General features: G+C 43.9%; 27 protein-coding genes. 20 read left to right on the top strand and 7 right to left on the bottom strand.

Annotated elements, in window-relative coordinates; genetic code table 11:
- Positions 1-7: 7 nt before the first annotated feature.
- On the top strand, positions 8-895 hold the full coding sequence (locus NH399_RS10015; RefSeq protein WP_253039846.1) for a cytochrome c oxidase subunit 3: 888 nt from the start codon (positions 8-10) through the stop codon (positions 893-895).
- 83 nt (positions 896-978) lie between these two features.
- Here NH399_RS10015 and NH399_RS10010 read toward each other — a convergent pair whose 3' ends face one another.
- Positions 979-1,221 carry a twin transmembrane helix small protein gene (locus tag NH399_RS10010; protein ID WP_253039844.1) on the bottom strand — a complete coding sequence of 81 codons (243 nt, stop codon included), beginning with the start codon at positions 1,219-1,221 and terminating at the stop codon, positions 979-981.
- Between the two features lie 50 nt (positions 1,222-1,271).
- Between NH399_RS10010 and NH399_RS10005 the strand changes: the two genes are divergently transcribed.
- From NH399_RS10005 to NH399_RS09985, 5 genes are read left to right on the top strand one after another with little or no spacing between them, the layout of a single operon-like run.
- The gene (locus NH399_RS10005) at positions 1,272-2,054 is read left to right on the top strand and encodes an SURF1 family protein (protein ID WP_253039842.1); all 783 of its coding nucleotides are present in this window, start codon (positions 1,272-1,274) and stop codon (positions 2,052-2,054) included.
- A complete protein-coding gene (locus NH399_RS10000) occupies positions 2,041-2,700 on the top strand; it encodes a hypothetical protein (protein WP_253039840.1) in 660 nt (219 codons plus the stop codon). Before NH399_RS10005 ends, NH399_RS10000 begins: the two co-directional genes overlap by 14 nt.
- Positions 2,701-3,741, top strand: coding sequence for a heme A synthase (locus tag NH399_RS09995; protein ID WP_253039838.1), 1,041 nt, complete (start codon positions 2,701-2,703; stop codon positions 3,739-3,741).
- Positions 3,734-4,627: a heme o synthase gene (gene cyoE, locus NH399_RS09990; protein ID WP_253039836.1), complete on the top strand. Its 894-nt coding sequence runs from the start codon at positions 3,734-3,736 to the stop codon at positions 4,625-4,627. The genes NH399_RS09995 and cyoE overlap by 8 nt, the downstream gene beginning before the upstream one ends.
- A 22-nt stretch (positions 4,628-4,649) precedes the next feature.
- The gene (locus tag NH399_RS09985) at positions 4,650-5,297 is read left to right on the top strand and encodes an SCO family protein (RefSeq protein ID WP_253039825.1); all 648 of its coding nucleotides are present in this window, start codon (positions 4,650-4,652) and stop codon (positions 5,295-5,297) included.
- A gap of 31 nt (positions 5,298-5,328) precedes the next feature.
- On the opposite strand, the gene lpxL is transcribed toward NH399_RS09985, so the two are convergent.
- Positions 5,329-6,531: an LpxL/LpxP family Kdo(2)-lipid IV(A) lauroyl/palmitoleoyl acyltransferase gene (lpxL, locus tag NH399_RS09980; RefSeq protein WP_253039823.1), complete on the bottom strand. Its 1,203-nt coding sequence runs from the start codon at positions 6,529-6,531 to the stop codon at positions 5,329-5,331.
- 183 nt (positions 6,532-6,714) lie between these two features.
- On the opposite strand from lpxL, the gene hldE reads away from it, so the two are divergent.
- From hldE to mnmH, 5 genes are read left to right on the top strand one after another with little or no spacing between them, the layout of a single operon-like run.
- Entirely contained in the window at positions 6,715-8,136 is a 1,422-nt protein-coding gene (gene hldE, locus NH399_RS09975) for a bifunctional D-glycero-beta-D-manno-heptose-7-phosphate kinase/D-glycero-beta-D-manno-heptose 1-phosphate adenylyltransferase HldE (RefSeq protein WP_253039821.1), read from the top strand.
- A 17-nt stretch (positions 8,137-8,153) separates the two neighbouring features.
- Positions 8,154-8,534, top strand: coding sequence for a DUF423 domain-containing protein (locus NH399_RS09970; protein ID WP_253039819.1), 381 nt, complete (start codon positions 8,154-8,156; stop codon positions 8,532-8,534).
- 24 nt (positions 8,535-8,558) lie between these two features.
- Complete coding sequence (locus tag NH399_RS09965; RefSeq protein WP_253039817.1) at positions 8,559-8,747, top strand: hypothetical protein; 189 nt, start codon at positions 8,559-8,561, stop codon at positions 8,745-8,747.
- Positions 8,748-8,750: 3 nt separating this feature from the next.
- A complete protein-coding gene (gene selD, locus NH399_RS09960) occupies positions 8,751-9,779 on the top strand; it encodes a selenide, water dikinase SelD (RefSeq protein WP_253039815.1) in 1,029 nt (342 codons plus the stop codon).
- The gene (mnmH, locus tag NH399_RS09955) at positions 9,776-10,876 is read left to right on the top strand and encodes a tRNA 2-selenouridine(34) synthase MnmH (RefSeq protein ID WP_253039813.1); all 1,101 of its coding nucleotides are present in this window, start codon (positions 9,776-9,778) and stop codon (positions 10,874-10,876) included. The genes selD and mnmH overlap by 4 nt, the downstream gene beginning before the upstream one ends.
- A 1-nt stretch (position 10,877) precedes the next feature.
- On the opposite strand, the gene NH399_RS09950 is transcribed toward mnmH, so the two are convergent.
- Both NH399_RS09950 and NH399_RS09945 read right to left on the bottom strand, forming a co-directional pair.
- The gene (locus NH399_RS09950; RefSeq protein WP_253039811.1) at positions 10,878-11,072 is read right to left on the bottom strand and encodes a hypothetical protein; all 195 of its coding nucleotides are present in this window, start codon (positions 11,070-11,072) and stop codon (positions 10,878-10,880) included.
- A gap of 289 nt (positions 11,073-11,361) precedes the next feature.
- Positions 11,362-11,946: a DoxX family protein gene (locus tag NH399_RS09945; RefSeq protein WP_253039809.1), complete on the bottom strand. Its 585-nt coding sequence runs from the start codon at positions 11,944-11,946 to the stop codon at positions 11,362-11,364.
- Positions 11,947-12,199: 253 nt separating this feature from the next.
- Here NH399_RS09945 and NH399_RS09940 point away from each other — a divergent pair, with 253 nt between their 5' ends.
- Both NH399_RS09940 and NH399_RS09935 read left to right on the top strand, forming a co-directional pair.
- Positions 12,200-12,823, top strand: a complete 624-nt coding sequence (locus NH399_RS09940; protein ID WP_253039807.1) for a sigma-70 family RNA polymerase sigma factor — start codon at positions 12,200-12,202, stop codon at positions 12,821-12,823.
- Positions 12,817-13,083 carry a zf-HC2 domain-containing protein gene (locus NH399_RS09935; protein ID WP_253039805.1) on the top strand — a complete coding sequence of 89 codons (267 nt, stop codon included), beginning with the start codon at positions 12,817-12,819 and terminating at the stop codon, positions 13,081-13,083. The genes NH399_RS09940 and NH399_RS09935 overlap by 7 nt, the downstream gene beginning before the upstream one ends.
- A 13-nt stretch (positions 13,084-13,096) precedes the next feature.
- Here the strand turns inward: NH399_RS09935 and NH399_RS09930 are convergent, their stop codons facing one another.
- Positions 13,097-13,441 carry an outer membrane protein assembly factor BamE gene (locus NH399_RS09930; RefSeq protein WP_253039804.1) on the bottom strand — a complete coding sequence of 115 codons (345 nt, stop codon included), beginning with the start codon at positions 13,439-13,441 and terminating at the stop codon, positions 13,097-13,099.
- A 109-nt stretch (positions 13,442-13,550) separates the two neighbouring features.
- On the opposite strand from NH399_RS09930, the gene fur reads away from it, so the two are divergent.
- Positions 13,551-13,955 carry a ferric iron uptake transcriptional regulator gene (gene fur / locus NH399_RS09925; RefSeq protein ID WP_256489449.1) on the top strand — a complete coding sequence of 135 codons (405 nt, stop codon included), beginning with the start codon at positions 13,551-13,553 and terminating at the stop codon, positions 13,953-13,955.
- 67 nt (positions 13,956-14,022) lie between these two features.
- Here fur and recN read toward each other — a convergent pair whose 3' ends face one another.
- Both recN and NH399_RS09915 read right to left on the bottom strand, forming a co-directional pair.
- Positions 14,023-15,681, bottom strand: coding sequence for a DNA repair protein RecN (recN, locus tag NH399_RS09920; protein WP_253039803.1), 1,659 nt, complete (start codon positions 15,679-15,681; stop codon positions 14,023-14,025).
- Between the two features lie 74 nt (positions 15,682-15,755).
- Complete coding sequence (locus NH399_RS09915; RefSeq protein WP_253039774.1) at positions 15,756-16,643, bottom strand: NAD(+) kinase; 888 nt, start codon at positions 16,641-16,643, stop codon at positions 15,756-15,758.
- A gap of 246 nt (positions 16,644-16,889) precedes the next feature.
- Here NH399_RS09915 and hrcA point away from each other — a divergent pair, with 246 nt between their 5' ends.
- From hrcA to NH399_RS09885, 6 genes are all read left to right on the top strand, one after another.
- On the top strand, positions 16,890-17,927 hold the full coding sequence (gene hrcA / locus NH399_RS09910; protein WP_253039772.1) for a heat-inducible transcriptional repressor HrcA: 1,038 nt from the start codon (positions 16,890-16,892) through the stop codon (positions 17,925-17,927).
- 67 nt (positions 17,928-17,994) lie between these two features.
- Positions 17,995-18,582 carry a nucleotide exchange factor GrpE gene (gene grpE / locus NH399_RS09905; protein WP_253039770.1) on the top strand — a complete coding sequence of 196 codons (588 nt, stop codon included), beginning with the start codon at positions 17,995-17,997 and terminating at the stop codon, positions 18,580-18,582.
- Between the two features lie 136 nt (positions 18,583-18,718).
- A complete protein-coding gene (dnaK, locus tag NH399_RS09900; RefSeq protein ID WP_253039768.1) occupies positions 18,719-20,674 on the top strand; it encodes a molecular chaperone DnaK in 1,956 nt (651 codons plus the stop codon).
- A 192-nt stretch (positions 20,675-20,866) separates the two neighbouring features.
- Positions 20,867-22,006 (top strand): molecular chaperone DnaJ, encoded by a 1,140-nt coding sequence (dnaJ, locus tag NH399_RS09895; protein ID WP_253039757.1) that lies wholly within the window; start codon positions 20,867-20,869, stop codon positions 22,004-22,006.
- A gap of 123 nt (positions 22,007-22,129) precedes the next feature.
- Positions 22,130-22,930, top strand: a complete 801-nt coding sequence (locus NH399_RS09890) for a bifunctional 2-polyprenyl-6-hydroxyphenol methylase/3-demethylubiquinol 3-O-methyltransferase UbiG (RefSeq protein WP_253039755.1) — start codon at positions 22,130-22,132, stop codon at positions 22,928-22,930.
- Between the two features lie 98 nt (positions 22,931-23,028).
- The gene (locus NH399_RS09885) at positions 23,029-24,000 is read left to right on the top strand and encodes a hypothetical protein (protein WP_253039753.1); all 972 of its coding nucleotides are present in this window, start codon (positions 23,029-23,031) and stop codon (positions 23,998-24,000) included.
- Positions 24,001-24,108: the final 108 nt, after the last annotated feature.

The following is a 24,108-nucleotide window of genomic DNA, read 5'->3' as shown; positions in this document are numbered from 1 at the left end:
ATGAATCATGACAGAAAAAACTGAAAAGTATTATGTCCCCGAACAGAGCAAGCTGCCATTTATAGGTTCTGTCGGTTTATTTTTAACGGTATTTGGTGCTGGAAATTATATTCAGGACTCTACCGATTTGGTAAACAACCCTAATAGCTGGGGATTCTATGTAATGCTTGCTGGCATTGCAGTACTTGTATACATGTTGAGTACCTGGTGGAGTGCAACCATCAGAGAATCTATGGGGGGGTTATACAGCAATCAAATGGATCGTTCATTCCGCTATGGAATGCTCTGGTTTATTACCTCCGAAGTCATGTTCTTTGCAGCATTTTTTGGAGCTCTTTTCTATATTCGAGTGTTTGTGGTGCCATGGTTAGGCGGTGATGGAAACAATGCCATGACCCATGCCATCCTTTATCCTGAGTTTTTAGCTCAATGGCCTTTGACGACAACACCATCGGGAGAAACCACGCAAGCAATGGGTGCATGGGGACTGCCAGCTATCAACACGGCAATCCTTTTAACCAGTTCTTGGACACTCACCATAGCGCATCATGCGTTAATTGATAAAAATCGCCCAACTCTGATTTTGTTTACGAGTATTACTGCAGTTCTTGGAATTATCTTCATGGGATTGCAAATGTGGGAGTATCAACACGCTTATGAAGAGCTTGGTTTAACGTTAGGTTCGGGGATCTATGGTAGTACCTTCTTTATGCTGACCGGTTTCCACGGTTTGCATGTAACCATCGGTACTATTTATTTGATCATTTTATCTATTCGTTGCGCTAAAGGACATTTCACTCCTGAGAATCACTTTGCATATGAAGCTGGTGCTTGGTATTGGCACTTTGTTGATGTTGTTTGGTTATTCCTATTTGTGTTTGTTTATGCAATTTAAAGCGAAACTATAAAAAAGCGGGCTTAGCCCGCTTTTTTTCGCCCGAAAATATTATCGTTTACTGTTCAGGGTTTAAGAAGTATTTATTTATTTTGTTGTGTGGTTTGTTGATTATCAATTTGAGGCAGTGTGTGAAATCTTACAATGCCAAAATAATTAAGTGCTATCAGCAATACAAAAAGTAATGTAGACAGTCCAATGCGCCAGCTGAGCGCTCTGACATTTTTCTTGTTACTGCTGTCGCCTTTAATAAGGTGAAGTAATGCATTAAACAGGCTAAATAAAATAGCCGCCATAATGACAAAAATAATTATCTTTCCCAGCATCGTAAATCCAGTAATATAAGAATAAGTACCTGTATTATACGAATTCGGAAATGAGAAAACATCCTATAAAAAAGCTTTACCAGATTTCTCTCGGTAAAAAATTTCAGTTTCGAATACATTTGGGCTTAATGCTTCTTTTTGTCGTATTAGAAGTGGTGTTATTAAAGCTCGGAACTTGGCAGCTTAACCGTGCTGAAGAAAAAGAATCTTTACTCAATGCGCAAATACAAAGTACGGCAAAAAAAAGTATTTCTTTAAACTCTGATACTTTGTCTCATGTTAAAGACTATCAATCGGTCTTATTTCGTGGAACGCTATTAAAGAATTTTAATGTTTATATTGCTAACGAGCCACATAAGGGGCAAGATGGTTATCACATTTTTAGTGCCTTGGAACTTGACGGTAGTAAGCACATTATTTGGGTGAATCGTGGATGGGTAAGAGCTTTACCTGATAGACGTGTATTACCCGATGTTGAGCTTCCTCCAATGAGTTGGAGTGGTGAAGGCGAAGTGTATTTCTTTAAGGGAAAACCAATTCTTTATGAGAATGCACTAACAAAAATATCTGATAATCAATGGCTTATTCAAGGGCGTGATTTTGATTTGTTGAAATCTGTTATTCAGGAGAGACAAAGCTTAATTTTACCTTATATAATCCGGTTAGCACCGAAAGAAAAGTTCGGATTTGTTCGTGATTGGCAAGTAGTTGCCATGCCTCCAGAAAAGCATATTGCTTATGCTATTCAATGGTTTGGGCTGGCAATAACTTTGTGCATCATTTTTGTTTTTTTAAGTATAAGAAAGGCGGAGTCAAGCAGTGGACTTCAATGAACTTCCAGAAGAAAATAAAACGTCTAACGTTACCAAAAATCGTATCACTCTCATTATGCTGGCACTGGTGTTTGTAGCACCCGTAGCTTCTGCGTATCTTGCGTATTACTCCGGGTGGTTTACTGGCAGCAATCTAAATAAAGGTACGCTTGTTAAGCAGTACTGGCATTTTGATGACCTTAATCTCAAAGGTGAGCTTGTTGATAACTGGGGTAGTTCAGAGTTCAAAAATAAATGGATGTGGCTGCTGGTAATTGATGACAAGGAGTGCAATGAACTGTGTCAGGTTAACTGGTTTATGTTGCAGCAAACTCGACTGGGTCTGGGGAAACGTCAAGACAAAGCTAACTGGTTGATGGTTCTCAATAAAGACGCACAACAGCTCCCCGGTGAGTGGGCTGATATTCCATTCGTTAAGGCTTCGAGTGTGCAAGGTGCGGTTACCGTCAAAGACAAAAATGATGAGCTCAAAGGATTTAATCGTTCACCCATGGCGATGGGGGCTATCTATTTGATGGATCCTGTTGGCAACATTTTTATGCGCTACGATTTGGTTCAATCTAAAGAGGATGCCCCCAAAAGAAGTAAGGAGTTGCATGCTGATTTAGGACGGCTTATGAGAACCCTTGATGTGGGGGCCAAATAAATGAGCAAAGCAATTTCTATGCAAAAAAAATTGGCACTCATAGCCTTACCATTTGTTGCTGTGGTTATTGCCTTAGGTGCTTTTACCCGTTTAGCGGATGCAGGGTTAGGCTGCCCCGATTGGCCTGGTTGTTATGGCTTTTTGCATATACCTACTCAGCAACAGGATATCCAGCAGGCAAATATGGCCTTTCCAGATCAACCTTATGAATTTGATAAGGCTTGGCCAGAAATGGTACATCGTTATTTTGCCGGTACCTTAGGTCTGTTAATCCTGGGCTTGTTTTTACTGAGTTGGAAAATCCGTCAGGTTCAATCAACACCTTTTAAGTTAGCCTCTGTTTTATTAGTGCTTATTGTATTTCAGGCAGCATTAGGTGCTTGGACAGTGACTGAAAAGCTTCACCCCTTGATTGTTATGGGGCATCTGTTAGGTGGCTTTACTACATTCTCATTGCTAACCATCTTTGCGGTGCGAGTGTTTCGTCCCGCTAACGATATAACGAATAATGACATTAGCTCTTTTAAAAAGTTAACCAGTATTGCGATTGCTGTTTTGTTCATGCAAATAGCACTAGGTGGCTGGACCAGTGCCAACTATGCGGCTTTGGTTTGTACTGACCTGCCAATTTGTCAGGGAGACTGGACTGCTCGAACCGATTTTGCCAATGGTTTTAAATTGTGGGGTCACGAAGCAGAGACCTATCAGTACGGTGTGTTGTCACTGGAGTCTATGACCGCAATTCATGTGAGTCATCGTATTGGCGCTATCGTTACGTCTTTGGTTATATTGTTATTAATTGTCAGCTTGATGAAGAAGGCCGAGTCATCCATTAGCCGTAAGATGGTTCCTTTGTTTTCGTCATTGCTGGTAATTCAGGTGGCTCTGGGCGTAAGCAATGTCGTGTTTCATTTGCCGTTGTCGATTGCTGTTGCACACAACGGTGTTGCTGCGTTGTTGTTAGTATCTCTTGTAGCTTATCGAACCATCATCTGGCAACACGAACGTCAGTTTGAACAACAGGGAGTGGCTCATGGATAGTGTCATTGAACGCCAAGCAGGTTGGCAGGATTATCTGGAACTGTGTAAGCCTAAAGTTGTTGCGCTTATATTGTTAACCGTTGTTGTAGGTATGTTTTTATCGGTGCCGGGCATGGTGCCGATTGATATTTTAATCATTGGAACGCTGGGCATCGGCATGGCGTCGGGAGCTGCGGCAGTCGTTAACCATGTGGTCGATGCGCAAATTGACCAAAAGATGGCGCGCACCTTGAACAGACCCGTTGCTAAAGGTGTTGTTGAGCCTGTTAAAGCGCTTATTTTTGCAGGCGTCCTTGCGGTCTTATCTATGGTTATGCTGACGGTCTGGGTTAATTCGCTTACTGCTATCCTCACTTTCTTCGGTTTAGTCGGGTATGCATTTGTGTACACCATGTACCTTAAGCGAGCGACGCCACAAAATATTGTTATTGGTGGTTTGTCTGGCGCTATTCCACCGTTACTAGGTTGGACTGCTGTGACCGGTCACACAGGTGTGATTCATCCTAATGCTTATTTGCTGGTGTTGATTATTTTTGTTTGGACTCCGCCTCATTTTTGGGCGTTGGCTATTCATCGTCGTGATGATTACGCTAAGGCGGATATTCCTATGTTGCCTGTAACCCATGGTATTGAGTTCACAAAAACGAATATTATTTTCTATACCATATTATTGATTATGGCCACGACACTGCCTTATTTAACCGGCATGTTTGGACTCATTTATTTAATGGGCTCTTTAACTCTTGGTGGTATTTTTCTTTATTATGCGGCCTTGTTGAAGTGGGGCAAGCAAAAGAATATGGCAATGAAGACCTTTGGTTATTCTGTTGTTTATTTGATGGTGTTGTTTGTTGTGATGCTGGTTGATCACTACTTTTACATTTAGGTCTGACTGAACTTAAAATATTATGAATTATTTAAAACAAACTTTAGTTATTGTTCTTATCACAGCGGTTGTTACTTTATCGGGCGTCGCTGGTTACCAGTACTTCTCGGGTGGGGCCAGTGCCGAGCCTAAGGATGCGATGGTTTTTCCTAAGAAAAATCAAGTGAACTCATTTGCTTTGGCAAAGGGTGATAACACATTCACTGATAATGACCTAAAGGGAAAGTGGAGTTTTCTTTTCTTCGGTTATACTTACTGTCCTGATGTATGCCCTGTGACCATGGCGGTTATGCGTGATGTATACGCTAAGCTTGAGCCAGAAGTTCAGCAACAGGTACAGGTGGTATTGGTGTCTGTTGATCCAGAGCGAGATTCGCCACAGCACTTACAAAAATATGCGCAAGGGTTCCATCCTGAATTTATTGGTGTGACAGCCGAACACACGATGCTAGAGCCTTTTGCAAAACAGTTTGGTGCGATTTATTTTAAAAACGGTGATGATCCTCAAGATTACCTGGTTGATCACACTGCTAAGATCTTTCTGGTTGATCCTGATGGTAAACGCCATGCTATTTTTGACAAGTCTTTAGATGAAGGCGGTGCTTATCGTTTTAATGAACAACAGATGGCACTTGATTTCATGGCCATTCGTTCTGCGCATTTACGTTAGTCTGCAAAGGAGTCGATAAAAGTCGGCTCCTTTATCTTGTTATTTCCAAATACACCAAATCACAGTTGTACTCAAAACATCGCCTTACGCGTCCCTGATAGCGGTAGTGGTTTTCGTTAATAGTCTCGTTGTTTAGTTGTTGAATCAGCTTTTTATAAGGCGGATTCAACCAGTGCTTGAAGCCTTTGTCACGATAGCTAACATAAATAATGTGTTCGTCGGATTCTATTCGAACGACTTGATCGTTATCGTATTCAACATGATTCGCTGCTTCGAGTAGCCATTTTAGTCGCTCCGGAGTAATCGGATGATTTTTCTTACGTGCCGGATAAAGTGACCATTGATCTTCATCTGGACGAGTTTTAAAACGCCGGTGAACCCATAGATAATCTTTAGGGTGCTGAGATAAATAACTTTCGAGAAACTGATTGATGGTGCGGGCATCGGCCTCTACATCGTCCCCTTTTATATCTAATGGCGGGTGCAGGATGAGCTCGAGAACTTTACCATTGTTTTTTCGACGATGGGTAAAAGGAATGACTGGGGCCTGAGTGAGTTTTACAAAACGGCTGGTCGCCGTGATGGTTGCCGTTGGTATATCAAAGAAAGGCACAAAAACACTTTGTTCGCGGCCATAGTCTTGATCGGCAGCATACCAAACCATGCCATTATTCTTTATCCAACGGATCATGTCTCTGGTGTGCGTTCTGGGAATAGAATGGACATAGTTCGCTCGACCACTGACCATCTTCTTTTCGATCAGCGGGTTTTCATTTTGTCGATAGAGAGCTGCTAACTCCAGGTACTGCCCCAGTGCCGATCCGCCAATTTCAAGGCTGGTCAGGTGAAATCCTAATATTAAGCCACCTTTGCCTTTTTCTTTGGCTTGTTGATAGTGTTCCATGCCCTGGAGTTTTACGTACTTTTTTAAATTGCGCTGTGGTCCAAACCATAGCATGGCGGTTTCTAACAGACCGATAGAAGTGGATAGAATGTTTTCTTTAACCCACTGCTCTCGTTCTTCCGCGCTGAGTGTTGGAAAACATAACTCCAAGTTTGTCCGTGCGATTTGAGTGCGTCGTTTTATTAGACGATACATAAGGTGGCCAAGAGCTCGCCCCAGTCGGTAGATAACGGGGTAGGGGAGATAGGCGATGAGTTTGACCAGTGCAAAGCCAAGATAATTTGGCCAAAATCTGGGCGCTAATAAATTGTGTTGTTGTGTATCCGACATAAATTGCAAAAGACACCCTGAGCAAACGGGGTCATGGCTCCTTTGGATAGGCCCTTTGTCTTGCAAAGTGCGGCGCTGTTTGCTGCATTTTGAAATACTTGGGGATAGGATCTTTACTCTCTCGTTGGCTGGCCTATGTTATCATAAAGCTAATTTGATAATAGGCTTAAGATTGTGGGCTTTATGAAGATACATTTTCCTGATTTTAGTGAAGGCAAAGTACTGGTTGTAGGGGATTTAATGCTGGACCGTTACTGGCATGGCGGGACCTCTCGTATTTCTCCTGAAGCACCGGTTCCGGTGGTTAAAATCAGCCATAACGAAGAGCGCCCTGGTGGGGCTGGCAACGTTGCTTTAAACCTGGCCACTCTGGGATGTCAGGTATCGCTGTTGGGGATTACCGGACAGGATGAAGCTGGACAGGCGCTAAGTTCAAAGCTGACTGCTGCCAATGTTGATTGCCAGTTTATTGCGGTAGAAGAAACTCCCACTATTACGAAGCTACGTATTATCAGCCGCCAGCAGCAGTTGATCCGCCTGGATTTTGAAGAGCCCTTCATCGAACAGGGACAAAATCGCTTGAAGCAAGCCTTTGCGAAGATTTATTCCGACTATGATGCCATTGTGCTTTCTGATTATGCAAAAGGAACACTGGCAGAAGTGGAAGCCCTGATCGAAATGGCCCGTGAGCAACAAATTCCGGTGATTGTTGATCCTAAAGGCAGTGACTTCGCTCGTTATAAAGGCGCTTTTTTAATGACGCCGAATCTTGCCGAATTTGAACAAATCGTGGGTCATTGCGCTGATGAGAGCATTCTTGTGGAGCGTGGTCAGGCATTAATGTCTGAGCTGGAGCTAGGCGCACTTTTGATTACTCGAGGCGAGCAGGGGATGACGCTTATTCGCCCTGGTGCTACTGAGCTTCATTTACCCGCACAAGCTCACGAAGTCTACGATGTCACTGGTGCTGGCGATACCGTCATTGCAACTTTGTCTGGTGCTGTTGCCGCTGGAGACGACCTACCGTCGGCAGTGGCTCTGGCCAACATTGCTGCAGGAGTTGTGGTTGGCAAACTGGGTACTGCTTCTATTAGCAGCCTTGAGTTACGTCGCAAAGTAGCTGGTGATGACAGTCTAGGCCGTGGTGTATTAACCGAAGACCAGTTGCAGTTTGTTGTACAGGAAGCGCGCGAAGAAAACCAGAAAGTGGTTATGACTAACGGCTGCTTCGATATTTTGCATGCTGGGCATGTTGCCTATTTGCAAGAAGCCCGAGCCTTAGGCGATAAGTTAATCGTGGCTGTCAACGATGATGCTTCTGTAGCGCGTCTCAAAGGCGATGGTCGTCCAGTAAACCCGGTAGAACGTCGCATGGCTGTGTTGGCGGCCTTGGGATGTGTAGACTGGGTTGTGCGTTTTGGCGAAGATACGCCAGAACGTCTGATTAGCGAAATTTTGCCTCACATCCTGGTGAAAGGTGGGGATTATAAAGTTGAAGAAATTGCTGGTGGGCGTCAGGTTATGGAAGCCGGTGGAGACGTTAAAATTCTTAAGTTTGTTGACGGTGTTTCGACGACAAAAATCATTGAAGACTTAAAAAAATAATAAAGTGGTGCTGCTTCATGCAATGGTTTAATGCGCAAATATGCCTGCTTGCAGGTTCTTTCTTTGGATTAGTTTCGGTTGCACTAGGCGCCTTTGCTGCTCATGGACTTAAAGCTAAGTTGGCAGACTACGGCAAAGATATTTGGGCCACGGCCACAGAGTATCAAATGTATCATGCTTTAGCATTGATCTTGGTCGCTGTCTTGATCAAGCAAGGTGAACATACTCTGTATAGTTGGGCTGGTTTTCTGTTTACTATCGGGATCCTCGTTTTTTCTGGCAGTTTATATGTATTGGCTCTAACCCAGATTAAATGGCTGGGCGCTATCACGCCAATAGGCGGAACGGCCATGCTCGGCGGATGGATTTGTTTGATATTAGCTGCAGTTCGTAGTTAGTAGTGGATAAACAGGAGGCCTGAGATGAGTAAGTTTTTGGGATGGGGTGCTATCCTGCTTGGCATTTTTTGTTTAGTCAGTCCTTTTTTGGTTGATGATTTTCTGGGTCATTATTCTGCTCTAACTGGACTGATTCTTATATTGGTTGGTACATCCGTATTACGCGTTCGTAAAGATCAGCTTGCCAAAAAAACATCTAAGCCTAAGGAATAATCCATGAGCTCAGTTAAGCTAACCGAATACAGTCATGGCGCTGGCTGTGGTTGTAAAATCTCTCCCTCGGTTTTAGAAACCATTGTTCAGTCTAATTTGGAATTACCGTCTTTTCCATCTTTGGTGATTGGCAATGACAGTAAAGACGACGCTGCGGTTGTTGATCTGGGAGATGGCACTGGTGTGATATCTACAACGGATTTTTTCATGCCGATTGTCGATGACCCTTATGATTTTGGTCGAGTCTCTGCGACCAATGCAATCAGTGATATTTATGCAATGGGTGGTCAACCTTTAATGGCCATTGCTATTTTAGGCTGGCCGGTAAATACCTTGTCGGCTGATATTGCACAGCAGGTTGTAGAAGGCGGACGTGCCGTCTGTGCAGAGGCAAATATTCCGCTTGCCGGTGGACACAGTATCGATGCCCCTGAGCCAATATTTGGTCTCGCGGTGACAGGGCGAGTTAAGTTGGAATATTTGAAAGCCAACAACAGTGCTCAAGAAGGCGACTTGTTGTATCTGTCAAAACCGTTGGGGGTTGGCATACTGACAACTGCACAAAAGAAAAAGATTCTTCAAGCTGAGCATTCCACATTAGCACTAGAGTCTATGACACGTTTAAACGACTTGGGTGCTAAGATTGCGCACTTACCTTATGTTCATGGAATGACGGATGTTACCGGGTTTGGTTTGGCGGGCCATCTTGTAGAAATGGCCGAAGGCAGTAAGCTCTCGGCACAGATAGATTTTACAAAGTTACCATTGATTCAGGAAGCCGAGCAGTATCGTCTTAAAGGGGCAGTCCCTGGCGGTACCTTGCGAAACTTCGACAGCTATGGGCATAAGCTCAGTTCATTAAGTGAAGAGCAAAAGCAATGGTTGTGTGATCCTCAAACCAGCGGTGGATTATTGATGTCTGTAGACCCGTCCTATCAGGACGAGTTTGAAGCGCTAATGGCGCAACAAGGCTACGCATTGTCAGCTTTTGGAAAAATGATCCAAACGCAAGAATACAGTGTCATGCTATGAAGTGGGTTCGGCGAGAAGAGTTTGCGAATCTCTTTATCCAAGATATTAAAATGATGGATGCGCGCGCACCAACCGAGTTCGCGCAAGGCGCTTTTCCCTGTTCAAGTAACTTACCTTTGATGACTGATGAAGAGCGTCACAAAGTGGGTAAGTGCTATAAACATTATGGACAGGAAGCGGCGATTAAACTGGGACATAAATTAGTTTCTGGTACGCTACGAAAGCAACGCATTGATTCTTGGAAACACTATGTTAAGCAAAACCCTGCCGCTATTTTATATTGCTTTCGTGGTGGACTTCGTTCGCAAACCATCTGGCAATGGTTAAACGAAGAAGGTATCGATATTCCTGTGGTTGAAGGCGGCTATAAAGCCTTACGTCAGTTTCTCTTAACAGAGTTAGAGCGGCTGATTTCTAAGATGGAATTTATTGTTGTATCGGGTTTAACGGGAGTTGGTAAAACAGAGTGGCTAAAACAACAACCAGGTTGCCTTGATTTAGAAGGACTGGCTAATCATCGAGGCTCCAGTTTCGGTGGCTTTTTAACGCCTCAGCCGACACAGATTGAATTTGAAAATCTAGTCGCCGTCGAGCTGTTAAAGCTTGAGCATAAAGGCATCAATAAAGTGCTGGTTGAAGACGAAGGGCGAATGGTTGGCAGTCGCTCGTTACCCGATGCGTTAATCAAAGTGATGGCTGATGCTCAGTGTATTGTGCTAGCCGATGACGATGAGCCTAGGTTAGAGCGAGCCTTTTATGAATATGTTGAACGCATGATTAAGAGTTTTCGTTCACGCTATAAAGAACAAGAAGCCATCGAACACTTTGCTGATTACCTACGACAAAGTGTATACGCCATTCGCAAACGTTTGGGTGGTGTTCGTTATCAAGAAGTGACTGAGCTGGTTGAGCAAGCTATTCAGGAGCAAAAAAACAGTGGGAACTTAGCCATGCATAAAGAATGGATTCGTATTGTTTTATTTGATTACTACGATCCTATGTATCGTTATCAATTAAATAAAAAGAAAGACCAGATTCTTATAGAAGCTGGTCATGATAAATTATCGAATTGGGTTAAACAGCTGCAACAGAACTAATTCAGTTATGCTTTTTGCGTGGTGGGTTTACCCAGATAACAGTAACCCGTGAATGTGAACGCCATTTAGCATCTTCTACGGCTTTTATCTTGTCTTTATCGACCTGAAAGCTGGAGTTTGTTGCTTGTTGGTGGGACGCGCATCCGCTCATAGCTAAAAGTGCTATTAAGGATAGAAACATAAATAATTTAGACATAAGGGCCCCCTTTTTATCGACGGTTCCTCTCTTTTTATAGTCTATTTAGTAACCTATCGACAACTTATTCAATAATATTTAAAGCTTAAATAAGCGGAAGTAATAAAAGGGGTTTTTATACCCGTCGCCTTTCAAGGTGCAGTGGTGTTGGCTGCGCGCACTCACCCCAATCACTTAGTCTATCTAAGCTCAGGGGGGGCGCTTGCTGGCCGCCTACCTGCACCTTGAAATACTTTGGGTATATAAGAAAAGAGGTGCGGAGTCGCACCTCTTGAGAGTGTTAAGGCCCTTATTCGGAATCTTTGTCGCCGAGCATGGCTTGAACATAGTAGTCAGCGCTAAAGAATCGACCGCCGCCAGTGAAGACAAGAACCATCAACATAATGAGATAGGTAATGGCAAACTCGATACCGTTGTTTAAGATCACAAAGCTACCTTTTCCTGTCAGCCAGTCGTAGTTGCCGTGTTCTTGTAAAATGGAGCGAGCGGCATCCAGTCTGCTGCCTACTTCAGGATCCGAGGATTGCGCGATAGCATACCAACCGTTATCCCAGTGAACAGAAAAAGCAGCAACAATCATGGTGATGATTAAAGGAATCGAGATGAGTCGAGTCGCTAAACCAAACAGCAGCAAAAAGGCTCCTAAAAACTCGGTGTAAGCAGCCAGGTAGGCCATTAACGTTGGAAGTGGGAAGCCCAGGTGCTCACCAAACCAGTAAGCGGTACTTTCTATGTCGGCTAACTTATTTGACCCTGCCATATAGAATGGAAAGAAAAGATAAACCCTTAACGCCAGAGGACCCAGGCCATCGGCAAAACTGATTTTGCTAAATAAATTGTTGTATGTTCGATTTAAAGTACCAACCAAGTTCATTACGTTCTCCACAAAGATAATCTATATCCAAAGATGCACAGAGGGTTATTTTGTTGCAAATCAATTGCAAGTATAGGTTTTTTACCCTGGTCTGCATGATTCATAAGGTAAAACGACTTGATTCCCATCGAGCATGTCATTTTGTGATAAAAAAGTGAACTTTTATTGTGGCAAAACAGCCATTTATCGAGCTGTTGGCTCTGTATTTCGCTAGAAGAATAGAATAAAATCAGACTCATATTGATAACTTTAAGTGAGTTTTACTTTGACCAAAGCGCTTCCTGATGATTCTGAGCTGGTTGCCAGGCTCTTAAAGAAAGATTCCGCAGCTTTTAATGATGTCGTAACTGCATGGTATTCTCCCATGTATTATGTCGCGTCTTCGATTGCGGGTGATGCTATTGCTGACGAAGTGGTACAAGAAGCCTGGTTTTCGGTGTTAAGGGCGTTGCCTAAATTTGAAGGACGTTCTAGCCTAAAAAGCTGGGTGATGAGAATTGTTACCAATGAAGCGAAAACCCGCCGCCGCAAAGAATCTCGCAGTACATCGTTGGAACAAATCGAAGACGGTTGGGCAACCGATCCTCGATTTACGGCTAACGAACACTGGAATACGCCCACCGGTTATTGGAGTGGTGACTCGCCTGATGCGCTCATGCAGGCAGAAGAGTTACAAAACTGCATCGAAAAAAATATTCAAAAGCTTCCTGATAACCAACGCTCTGTGCTCATGATGCGAGAAAGTGGTGCTTATTCTTTGGACGATATTTGTAACATTTTAAATGTCACCTCATCCAATGTTAGAGTTTTGTTACATCGTGCACGAGACAAAGTGCTTCAGGTCATTGACCGATTTGAGAGAGAGGGTACATGCTAGGGTTGCCAAGTTGTAAGCAGGTCGTAAAACAAAGCAGTGACTTGCTGGACGGTGAGTTAACGGCGTTTGAGCGCTTTAAGCTGAAAATACATCTGTTTATGTGTAAACACTGTCGTAACTATGTTAAGCAAATGCGTTTAACGTCAGAAACGGTTAATCACTGGATGAAAGGCCGCAAAATGCCTGCCGAGGTTAGGCAGCGCATATTAGATGAGTTTGAGAATGGCGTCTGTCACAACGCCAAAAAAGATGAGCACTGATTGAGTTCAGTGCTTAGCTATTAGGGACTTCTGCAAAGGCTGCTGGAATATCAAAGTCGCCGACCATATCAACTAACAGGTTGTCTTTGAATGTAAGCGTCATGGACTTTTTTGTGACTTTTTGAGTTTTTCCGCTCTTGAATGAATGAACGTAGTACCAGGTGTCCTGATCAAAGGTGTCACGGATAACAGGGCGGCCCAAAACAAACATGATCTGCTCTTTGGTCATTCCCTTACGGATTTTATCAACATCTTTCTGTTCGACGATATTACCTTGTCTAATATCCATACGGTAGATGGAGCAGCCTGTTGAAATACTCATCAATAAGATGGATGCAATGATTACAATACTTCGCATATTTAACTCTTTCTTTGTCTTTAGCACTTGGGTTTCGACCAATTATTTGAGTATTATATCCTTAAAATCGAATGAAAAAATCATTAGTTGCAGTATTTAGGAGATAACGTTGGAAAATCAACAACTTAAGAAAGCTGGCCTCAAGGTAACATTGCCTCGAGTTAAGATTTTGCAGATTCTCGAGTCGGCCGAAAATCGCCACATGAGTGCTGAAGACGTTTATAAGGCGCTGATGGATGCCAACGAAGAGGTTGGATTAGCCACCGTATATCGTGTTTTGACTCAATTCGAACAAGCCAGTCTGGTAACCCGCCATAACTTTGAAGGCGGACATTCCGTATTTGAGTTAGAGCGCGGTGAGCATCATGACCACATGGTGTGTGTGAAAACAGGCAAAGTCGTCGAATTTTATAATGAGCAGATTGAACAGTTGCAAAAAGAAATTGCGACAGAGCATGGCTATCGTCTTGTTGAGCACAGCTTGGTGCTTTATGTGGAGCCACTAGAAGACTAATTCTATAGGCATCTGTACAAAAAAGGCGCTAACCATAACGGAAGCGCCTTTTTTGTAGTCGATTAATTTAGCTGCTCAATAGTTCTTGAGCATGCTGCAATGTACTTTCGGTAATTTCTTGTCCGCCAACCATTCTGGCAATTTCATCGATACGATCTGGTTCGGAGAGTCGCTGCATCTGGGTTTCGGTTTTGTCTTTGTATTTGGATTTCACGGCTTTTAGTTGATGATTACCACGAGCAGCAACCTGAGGTTGGTGAGTGACACAAATCACCTGAGTATGCTGCGACAGTGTTGCCAGCATGCGACCAACGATATCGGCCGTTTGCCCACCAATACCCACATCGACTTCATCAAAAATTAAACAGGGAGTAACCTGTTTTTGTGCGGTGATCATCTGAATCGCCAGGCTAATACGGGATAGCTCACCGCCCGATGCCACTTTGGCCAGAGAGCGCAGTGGTTGCCCTGGGTTTGCCGATACTTCAAATTCTATCTGTTCGCTACCCAGAGCCGAATAGGCCTCGTTTCTAGCCTCTAGTTTCACGCTAAACTGACCACCATCCATCCCCAGCTTTTGCATGTGAGCGGTGACATCCTTGGCCAGTTGCTTCACGACTTTTTGTCGATGCTTGGTGAGTTTTGATGCGGCACTTTCGTAGTCTTCAATCAGTTGAGTCTGTTTCTGTTCTAACTCGAGAGTGTTTGCCTGAGTATCCTGTAATGACTCCAGTTCGGTACGAATGTTCTCTTCGACTTCTGGTAGCTGATGTAATTCGACTCGATGTTTGCGCGCCAGATCGTGTAAATGACTGAGTTGTTCGTCCAGTTCATTGAGGCGTTCGGGGCTAACTTCCAGAGAATCCTGATAATGGCGTAGTTCATCAACGGATTCTTGCAGATAGGTCGTTGCTGATTGCAATAATTCGGTGACGCCATTGAGAGATGGGTCTTTGCGAGAAAGCTGACTGAGTTGTTCTAAGTGGTAATTGAGCTGGTTGTAAGCTCCGGATTCATCTTCATAGAGCTGACTTAATGCGTGCTGGCTTTGTTCAGCCAGTTGCTGAGCATTGGCCACTCGACTGTGTTCCTGCTCCAGCTGTTCAATGCTGTTTGGGCCTAGCTGCAAAGTTTCCAGCTCTTCTAATTGATACGATAGCAGTTCGGCGCGTTCCAGCCGTTGCGACATATCATTCTTGATCGACTCAAGTTGTTGGCTGACTTTGCGGTATTCGTTGGCTATCTGGCACACACTCTGACGATGCTTTTGATTTGGTAGTAATTCATCAATCAGTGATAACTGCTGATGGGGACGCACCAAAGACTGGTGTGCATGTTGGCCATGAATATCAACCAGACAATCACCCAGTTCTTTAAGCATGGCAAGGGTAACGGAGCGACCGTTAATAAAGCAGCGGGAACGTCCTTCCCGTTGGATCACACGTCGTAGTAGGCATTCGTCGGACTCGTCCAGCTCTTGCTCTTTAAGCCATTGATGGGCTGTACTATCAGACTCGATGTGAAAGCCTGCGGTCACATCGGTTTTGTCGCAGCCATGGCGAATAACATGGTGATCGGCTCGCTCACCGATAGCAAGGCTTAAGGCGTCAACCACAATGGATTTACCGGCACCTGTTTCGCCAGTGATAGTCGTCATGCCCTGGTCCAGGTCCAGTTGAAGTTCTTCAATAAGAGCAAAATTTCGAATATGTAATGATGCCAGCATGACGATAATCTGTTATTTATTTTCTTGTTGGACGATGAGTATACACTGCTACTTGAGCAAGTAGTAGTGGTTGTTTAGAGTTTTTGCCCCCATCCCAGCTTGGTTCGCAGTACTTCATAGTAGTCATGACTTTCTGGGTGAAGTATCTTAAGTGGCAGTGGGTGCTTTTTAATTCCTATAATGTCTCCCGGTGCCAATCCTATGTTCACCTGTCCGTCACAGCTGACCATGGGGTAGTGCTGGTTGTTACTGGAGATGGCAATTTCGATATGGCTGTTAGCATCGATAACAATGGGACGGCTCGAAAGTGTATGTGGAAACATAGGTACCAAAACCATGGCATCGATTTTGGGAGAGATAATAGGACCGCCACCGGAAAGCGCATAAGCGGTAGAACCTGTTGGAGTCGAAACAATAAGACCGTCTGAGCGTTGGCTGTAAACAAATTGATTATCAATAAATAGCTCAAACTCTAACATGCGAGCTATTTCGCCTGGGTAAAGTACCAGTTCATTGACAGCATCGCTGCGACCGATACGCTCTTGATTACGGTAGACTTCGGTGTGCAGGATAAAGCGGTTTTCTTGATTGTATTGGCCGCGTAATACTTCGGAGATGCGTTCGCGCACTTCTGTTGGGCGAACATCAGTAAGAAATCCAAGGTGCCCACGATTGATGCCGACCAGCGGTACTTCGTGTTGTACCAGATAACGGCCCGCATTGAGCATACTACCATCGCCGCCGACTACAACCACCAAATCAACCAGTTTGCCCATCTCTTTACGGCTGGTGGGTTGTGTATGTTTTGAATGAAGACTTTCTGGCAAGGAATCTTGTAGCCAGATATCACACCCTTCTTCGACAAGATGATCATGAAGGATTTTTATCGTTTCTGCAGCTTCCTGGCTGCGTGGCTTCCCCATGATGCCGACTTTTTGAAACTGTATGGATTTCGATGGCATTAAAATATGCGCCTTTTTTCAATAATGCTTTAATAACTCTAACCGCTAACCTATTGTAATATCAAGAAAGTTGATATCCAATGAGTCTAAGTGCGGCTTGACGAGAAGTGTCCCGACCAGCTATTTACGGAAAGGACATAATACTCTGTGCGTATGGAAGTTGATCGCATAAACTACCATTATCATGTCACTATAAGATAGTGAATAATAAAGCTATAGGCTATTTGACTCTATAAAGGAAGTGTTATGGCAACTGAGCTAAGCCCAAGAGCTCAACAGTTGATGAAAGTATTGGTCGAGAATTATTTGCGTAATGGGGTACCCATCGGGTCAAAAACTTTGGCGCAGATTTCTGAGTTGTCCGTTAGCTCGGCAACCATACGAAACATTATGGGGGAGTTGGAGCATTCTGGATTTGTGCAATCACCTCATACCTCAGCAGGGCGTGTTCCTACGGCACAGGGATATCGACTGTTTGTTGATAACTTACTGACGGTAAAACAGCTAGAAGAAACGACGATTCAACAGTTGCAGACAGAGTTATCGCCTCAAAAGCCTGCCATCGAGTTGATATCCAGCACCTCTCATTTACTATCAGAGCTGACTCACATGGCTGGATTGGTGCGCGTTCCCAATCGTCAAGTCAATCGCATTCGCCAAATTGAGTTTATGCCGCTGACCGAAACCAACATTCTGGCGATTTTGGTGTTGGATGAGCAGGATGTGCAGAATCGAGTGATTAAGGTTGAGCAACCGATTAGCCGTGAAGAGCTATTGCGAGCGTCGGCCTTTGTTAATGAGCATCTGGCAGGCAAGGAATTGTCACATGCTCGAGATGAGCTACTGGGTAAAATGCGTAGCGAAAAAGCACAGTTAGATAGTCTGATGCAAACCGCTATCAAACTAGCCGAGCAAAGTTTACAGCACGAAAATGACGATAAGGGCTACCACCTTTCTGGCGATAGTAATTTGCTCAACTTCGCTGTAGATGGCGAGTTAGGCGACCTCAAGGCGATTTTTGATGCCTTCCGCCAAAAGCAGGAAATTCTGAACTTATTGGACAAAGTAATAAAAGCGGATGGTGTGCAGATCTTCATTGGTGAGGAAAGCGAGACCGATGGATTCCAAGGATGCAGCATCGTGACAGCCCCCTATCAAATTGAAGATGCCCCTGTTGGCGTGCTGGCCGTTGTGGGCCCAACGCGTATGCGTTACGACAAAGTGGTGCCAATTGTTGATATCACCGCAAAATTACTGTCTTCTGCCTTGAATCATTCTGACTAGTCCCCATATAGCTCCCATCTAAAGAAGTCTTCGTCATTTACTGACTAAATAAATGGGGTAACTATTGATGTCAGAAGAGCAAAATCCTACCGTTGAAGAGATGGAACAAGATTCTGCAGCTGCAGAATCTGCATCAGCAGAGGGATCCTCTGATAACCTAAGCGAATTAGAGCAACTACAGCAGAAGCTGGAAGCTGCCGAGGCCAAAGCGGCTGAACAGCTGGATCTGGCTGTGCGTGCCAAAGCCGAAATGGAAAATATCCGACGCCGTGCTGAGCGTGATGTGCAGAGCGCCCATAAGTTTGCCTTAGAAGGATTTGTTGATTCTTTGATTCCTGCCTTAGACAGTATGGAACAGGGATTGGCCCATGAAGCAACCAATGATGAAAGCAAAGCCATGAAAGAAGGCCTTGAACTGACACTTAAGATGTTGCTGGACGCGTTAGCCAAAAAGCAGGTTGAACAGCTGAACCCAATGGGTGAGGTATTTAATCCAGAGTTTCATGAGGCTATGTCAATGCAGGAAAGTCCTGACCATGAACCCAATACGGTGATGGCGGTTTTCCAGAAAGGTTATACCTTGAATGGTCGTTTGATTCGCCCTGCTCGTGTTGTGGTTAATAAATCGAAACCGACCGTTAATACGAAAGCTTAAAAAACGCATTTAGATAGGGGCTGTTGCTTGAATTGTACGAAAAAGCCCCAAAATATGAACTAACAGATTTTTTGCACCGGCCATAAAGAAGGGCGGGCAACAACCAGATTAAATTAGATTATTTCGGAGATGTATCATGGGTAAAATTATTGGTATCGACTTGGGGACAACAAACTCTTGTGTTGCTGTACTAGAAGGCAAAGATTCTCGCGTTATCGAGAACTCTGAAGGTACTCGCACCACACCATCAATCGTTGCGTTTACTGACGACGGTGAAGTGTTAGTTGGTCAGTCTGCAAAACGTCAGGCAGTGACAAACCCAGACAACACATTATTTGCGGTTAAGCGTCTTATTGGCCGTCGTTTCGAAGATGATGTTGTACAGAAAGATATCAAAATGGTGCCTTACTCAATCGTTAAAGCCGACAATGGCGACGCTTGGGTAGAAGCAAAAGGCGAGAAAAAAGCGCCACCTCAGATTTCTGCTGAAGTTTTAAAGAAGATGAAAAAGACGGCAGAAGACTTCTTAGGTGAGAGCATCACCGAAGCGGTTATTACTGTACCTGCTTACTTTAATGATTCACAGCGTCAGGCAACAAAAGATGCTGGTCGTATTGCGGGATTAGAAGTTAAACGTATTATCAATGAGCCAACAGCAGCTGCGTTAGCTTACGGTATGGATAAAGCCAAAGGCGATCGTACTATCGCTGTTTATGACCTGGGTGGCGGTACTTTCGATATCTCTATCATTGAGATTGCAGAAGTCGAAGGCGAGCACACTTTCGAAGTATTATCGACTAACGGTGACACTTTCCTGGGTGGTGAAGATTTTGACTTGCGTGTTATCGAGTACTTGGCAGATGAGTTCAAGAAAGAATCTGGTATCGACTTACATAACGATGCATTAGCACTACAGCGTTTAAAAGAAGCGGCAGAAAAAGCAAAGATCGAATTGTCTTCAAGTCAGCAGACAGATGTAAACCTTCCTTACATCACGGCTGACGCTACTGGTCCTAAGCACCTTAATATTAAACTGACTCGTGCCAAGCTTGAGTCTTTGGTTGATGAGTTAGTTGAGCGTACTCTTGAGCCACTAAAAACTGCACTAAAAGATGCCGGTCTTAATGTTTCAGACATTGATGACGTTATCTTGGTTGGTGGTCAGACTCGTATGCCTAAAGTTCAAGAAGTGGTTACTGAGTTCTTTGGCAAAGAGCCTCGTAAAGATGTAAACCCTGACGAAGCGGTTGCAATGGGTGCTTCTATCCAGGGTGCGGTACTTGCAGGTGATGTAAAAGACGTTCTTCTGTTAGACGTAACGCCTCTATCTTTAGGTATCGAAACTATGGGTGGTGTTATGACTCCTCTTATCGAGAAGAATACAACCATCCCAACAAAAGCATCTCAGGTTTTCTCAACAGCTGATGACAACCAGACTGCGGTAACTGTTCATGTATTACAGGGTGAGCGTAAACAAGCGTCTATGAATAAATCTCTGGGTCGTTTCGACTTGGCAGATATTCCTCCTGCGCCACGTGGTGTTCCGCAGATTGAAGTCTCTTTTGATATTGATGCGAACGGTATCATGCATGTATCAGCAAAAGATAAAGCAACTGGTAAAGAGCAATCTATCCAGATCAAAGCGTCTTCTGGTTTGTCTGAAGATGAAATCGAAGCAATGGTAAAAGACGCTGAGGCACATGCTGAAGAAGATAAGAAGTTCCAGGAAATGATCGACGTTCGCAACAAAGCGGATGGTTTGATTCATGCTACTCGTAAGAGCTTGCAAGACGAAAGCGTTGAAGTTGAAGCCGGCGAAAAAGAAGCTATTGAAGCTGCGATTGCTGAGTTAGAAGAAGCTCTTAAAGGCGATAACAAAGAAGAGATCGAAGCAAAAACCGAAGCGCTTTCTCAAGCATCTGCAAAAATGGCTGAGCGTTTGTATCAAAAAGCTCAAGCTGATGCACAGGCAGGTGCGGGTGCTGCTGGAGCTGAAGCCGGAGCTGGTGCTGAGCAAAGCAGCGACGCTGGCAACGCAGATGACAATGTTGTTGATGCTGAGTTCGAAGAAGTTAACGACAATAAGAAATAAGAATGCATTACACTAAAGTCAAAACTTTAGGTTCTTAATTTCAAAAGTAGCGCACGCGGGTTTCATGCCCGCGTTGCGCGTTAAAAAGAAAGTAACTTTGCGAATGATTATTATGAGGTCTTGATGACTCTGGTAAGTATTCGGATGGTTACCTGATATTGCTGAAACTGTTTATGTACAGGTTAACGTTGTATGTCAAAACGTGATTATTACGAGATTCTGGGTGTATCTAAGGGTGCTGACGAGGCTGAGTTAAAAAAAGCGTATCGACGCTTGGCGATGAAGTACCACCCTGATCGCAATCCAGACTCAAAAGAAGCTGAAGACAAATTTAAAGAAGCAAAAGAAGCTTTTGATATTTTGTCTGATCCGCAAAAACGTCAAGCTTATGATCAGTTTGGTCACGCTGGTGTTGATCCCAGCCAAGGTGGTTTTGGTGGTGGTGGAGCAGGCGGTGCCAGCTTCAGTGATATCTTTGGCGATGTCTTCGGTGACATTTTTGGTGGTGCCAGAGGTGGCGGTGGTGGCCACCGTGCTCGTCGTGGTGCTGACTTACGTTACAACCTGGAGTTATCTCTGGAAGAAGCGGTTCATGGTACGCAAGCCAAAATTCATGTTCCAACCTATGTAAACTGTGAAACCTGTGATGGTAGTGGCGCCAAAAAAGGCAGCAAACCCGTTACTTGTGATATGTGTGGTGGTGCTGGCCAGGTTCGCATGCAACAGGGCTTTTTCTCTATCCAGCAAACCTGTCCACAATGTCATGGTCAGGGAACCACAATTAAAGATCCTTGCTCTCCTTGTCATGGCCAGGGGCGTATCAAGAAAGAAAAAACTTTACAGGTAAAAGTACCTGCTGGTGTTGATACGGGGGATCGCATTCGTTTATCCGGTGAAGGTGAAGCCGGTGGTCCAGGAACAGTTCCTGGTGATTTGTACGTCCAAATCCATGTGAAAAACCATCCTATCTTTCAACGTGATGGCGATGATCTTTACTGCGAAGTGCCTATCAGTTTTTCGACTGCATGTTTAGGTGGTGAGTTGGAAGTTCCAACACTGGATGGACGAGTCAAACTAAAAGTACCCGTTGAAACTCAGTCTGGTAAATTATTCCGACTACGCGGCAAAGGTGTAACACCCATGCGTGGTGGTGCTGCTGGTGACTTGTATTGCAAAGTCGCTGTTGAGACTCCAGTGAGCTTGAACAAACAACAAAAAGAGTTGTTACGCCAGTTCGAAAACTCATTAAAAGATGGCAACAGTCGACACAGCCCCAAAGCCAAAAGCTGGTTTGAGGGAGTCAAAGACTTCTGGGAAGGCATGACAAAATAAAAAAGGCGCGTTAAGCGCCTTTTTTTTGGCTTTTCATTATTAGCAAATTCATATAATGTTCAGCCTGCAATCGCTAGATTGTTATTTATAAGTAAAGGAAAGATAAAAAGAATAGTGAGGTTTATGATGGAATTTATTGAAGCAAATCGAAAGCTTTGGAATGAGCGGGTTGATACCCATGTGAACTCCGAGTTTTATGATAATGACACTTTTTTGGCTGGGCGTAGCTCACTCAATGATATAGAGCTGGCATTGCTTGGCGATGTGAAAGGTAAAAGAGTACTACACCTACAATGCCATTTTGGTCAGGACTCATTATCTCTGGCACGTATGGGCGCCAAAGTGACGGGCGTTGATTTATCTGATAAAGCGATATTGAAAGCGCAAGAATTGAATGAAAAGCTGGGCTTAGATGCTGAGTTTATCTGCTCTGATGTGATGAAAGCCGACGAAGTACTGGCACAAGAATATGATCTGGTATTTACCTCTTACGGGACTATTGGCTGGTTACCGGAGCTGAATACCTGGGCAAAAGTCATCGATCATTGTTTAAAACCTGGTGGGAAATTCTTGATCGTCGATTTTCATCCAGTGTTATGGATGTTTGATGCAAACTTCAAATTCTTTGAACACAGTTATTTTAATGCGGGTGTGATCCAAGAAGAATCTGTAGATAGCTATGTTGAAAACAGTGAGTTGGAAGAGTCGATGGAAGAGTATGGCTGGAATCACAGTCTGGAAGAACTCTTTCAGTCATTATTATCTCGAAACTTGATGATTTCACATTTTAAAGAGTATGACTATTCGCCTTATAACTGCTTTAACCGCACGGTTAAAATGGATAAAGGCTATCAAATAGAAGGGTTAGAAGGTAAGTTGCCTATGGTGTATGCCTTAGGTGCAGAAAAACCAAAATCTTTGTGATAACGTAAACCAAACTCAAATGTATGTGACTTGCTTCAAGCTTTTTTTTTGGCAGCCACATACAATGAGCGATTACGTTGAAGGAGAGGGAATCTGGAATGAAAAAACTAATTTTGTGTACTGCGGTTTCTGTATGTTGTTCTTTGGTGAGCGCATCAGATATGAAAAAGTCTGCGTTGGATATGATTATTCAAGAAGCACAGACATCTCCTGAGTTTTCTGAGGCGATGCGATGCTTAGGTATCTCAGAGAGCAAAGCTCGCAAGATGTACGAGAAAAAAGCACAAAGCTGTTACGGCAAAACCAAGCAGCTGCCAATGCCTCAGTTTATGGATGCTATTGGCCAGTGTATGGAGTCTTTCCCTAAAGAATTAGGTGTCAGCCAAAGTGCTTTAGATCGTTGTGCACCTCAAGGTGATGCCTCTGAAGCCGCTTATGCTCAGAGCCAGATGCAGATGGAAAAGCTTGAACGCGAACTCGACCGATTGTACGCGAACGAAAATCCTTCTCCTAAACAGCAAAAGCGCATTGACGAAATCATTGGGCAGCTAGAAGCTTTAGCGAGCCAGCAAATGGGAATGGATGACGCTGCTTTTGCCAATATGGATCAAATGGCGGCGCGTGGCATGGCTCCCGATCCCGGTGCGGCAGAAGACATTCAACGTGCGCTGTCTATGAGCAAAAAAATGAGTCAATCAACTGTTGGGCAAATCACACTGCCTATTTATAAAAACAGTGAGATTCTGGTTCACATGACAGAAGATATGTTGGCAAGTTCGGGTATGCGAGAAATCGGTGCCAACCTTCCCGCTGCAACCTTTGCTTCGCCAGACTCGATTAAATCGATTTTGTCTTATTATCAAAAGAAACTGCCGAGCTTTAAAGTAAAGAAAATTGCGAGCGATGAGTATCTTTTGATGGAGTCTATGCCAAAAGACTTTAGTATGACGACTCACATGGATAAATACTTTTCGACGCCACACGTTTTGATTAAAAACGCAGTGAATGACCCTACTGGCATGGTTCCCGCTAATGCCAAAGCCATTATTGAAATTGCCTACCGCAAATAAGTTCGCTATTGATACAAAAGGGTTTTCCCTTTTGTATCAATCACCCTTTGCTATAACAAGCCCGTGATTTACTTTGCTACAATAGGATCATTGTTATCCTCACTTTGA

The organism is Pleionea sp. CnH1-48 (assembly GCF_024124665.1).
In the GTDB taxonomy this organism is placed as follows: Bacteria; Pseudomonadota; Gammaproteobacteria; order Enterobacterales; family Kangiellaceae; genus JAMXSB01.
This window is presented reverse-complemented; position numbering and strand designations above follow the sequence as displayed.

Coding starts and splice junctions, on each gene's coding strand:
- NH399_RS10015 (WP_253039846.1), top strand. CDS start 8: ATGACAGAAAAAACTGAAAAGTATTATGTCCCCGAACAGAGCAAGCTG.
- NH399_RS10010 (WP_253039844.1), bottom strand. CDS start 1,221: ATGCTGGGAAAGATAATTATTTTTGTCATTATGGCGGCTATTTTATTT.
- NH399_RS10005 (WP_253039842.1), top strand. CDS start 1,272: ATGAGAAAACATCCTATAAAAAAGCTTTACCAGATTTCTCTCGGTAAA.
- NH399_RS09995 (WP_253039838.1), top strand. CDS start 2,701: ATGAGCAAAGCAATTTCTATGCAAAAAAAATTGGCACTCATAGCCTTA.
- cyoE (WP_253039836.1), top strand. CDS start 3,734: ATGGATAGTGTCATTGAACGCCAAGCAGGTTGGCAGGATTATCTGGAA.
- NH399_RS09985 (WP_253039825.1), top strand. CDS start 4,650: ATGAATTATTTAAAACAAACTTTAGTTATTGTTCTTATCACAGCGGTT.
- lpxL (WP_253039823.1), bottom strand. CDS start 6,531: ATGTCGGATACACAACAACACAATTTATTAGCGCCCAGATTTTGGCCA.
- hldE (WP_253039821.1), top strand. CDS start 6,715: ATGAAGATACATTTTCCTGATTTTAGTGAAGGCAAAGTACTGGTTGTA.
- NH399_RS09970 (WP_253039819.1), top strand. CDS start 8,154: ATGCAATGGTTTAATGCGCAAATATGCCTGCTTGCAGGTTCTTTCTTT.
- NH399_RS09965 (WP_253039817.1), top strand. CDS start 8,559: ATGAGTAAGTTTTTGGGATGGGGTGCTATCCTGCTTGGCATTTTTTGT.
- selD (WP_253039815.1), top strand. CDS start 8,751: ATGAGCTCAGTTAAGCTAACCGAATACAGTCATGGCGCTGGCTGTGGT.
- mnmH (WP_253039813.1), top strand. CDS start 9,776: ATGAAGTGGGTTCGGCGAGAAGAGTTTGCGAATCTCTTTATCCAAGAT.
- NH399_RS09950 (WP_253039811.1), bottom strand. CDS start 11,072: ATGTCTAAATTATTTATGTTTCTATCCTTAATAGCACTTTTAGCTATG.
- NH399_RS09945 (WP_253039809.1), bottom strand. CDS start 11,946: ATGAACTTGGTTGGTACTTTAAATCGAACATACAACAATTTATTTAGC.
- NH399_RS09935 (WP_253039805.1), top strand. CDS start 12,817: ATGCTAGGGTTGCCAAGTTGTAAGCAGGTCGTAAAACAAAGCAGTGAC.
- NH399_RS09930 (WP_253039804.1), bottom strand. CDS start 13,441: ATGCGAAGTATTGTAATCATTGCATCCATCTTATTGATGAGTATTTCA.
- recN (WP_253039803.1), bottom strand. CDS start 15,681: ATGCTGGCATCATTACATATTCGAAATTTTGCTCTTATTGAAGAACTT.
- NH399_RS09915 (WP_253039774.1), bottom strand. CDS start 16,643: ATGCCATCGAAATCCATACAGTTTCAAAAAGTCGGCATCATGGGGAAG.
- hrcA (WP_253039772.1), top strand. CDS start 16,890: ATGGCAACTGAGCTAAGCCCAAGAGCTCAACAGTTGATGAAAGTATTG.
- grpE (WP_253039770.1), top strand. CDS start 17,995: ATGTCAGAAGAGCAAAATCCTACCGTTGAAGAGATGGAACAAGATTCT.
- dnaK (WP_253039768.1), top strand. CDS start 18,719: ATGGGTAAAATTATTGGTATCGACTTGGGGACAACAAACTCTTGTGTT.
- dnaJ (WP_253039757.1), top strand. CDS start 20,867: ATGTCAAAACGTGATTATTACGAGATTCTGGGTGTATCTAAGGGTGCT.
- NH399_RS09890 (WP_253039755.1), top strand. CDS start 22,130: ATGATGGAATTTATTGAAGCAAATCGAAAGCTTTGGAATGAGCGGGTT.
- NH399_RS09885 (WP_253039753.1), top strand. CDS start 23,029: ATGAAAAAACTAATTTTGTGTACTGCGGTTTCTGTATGTTGTTCTTTG.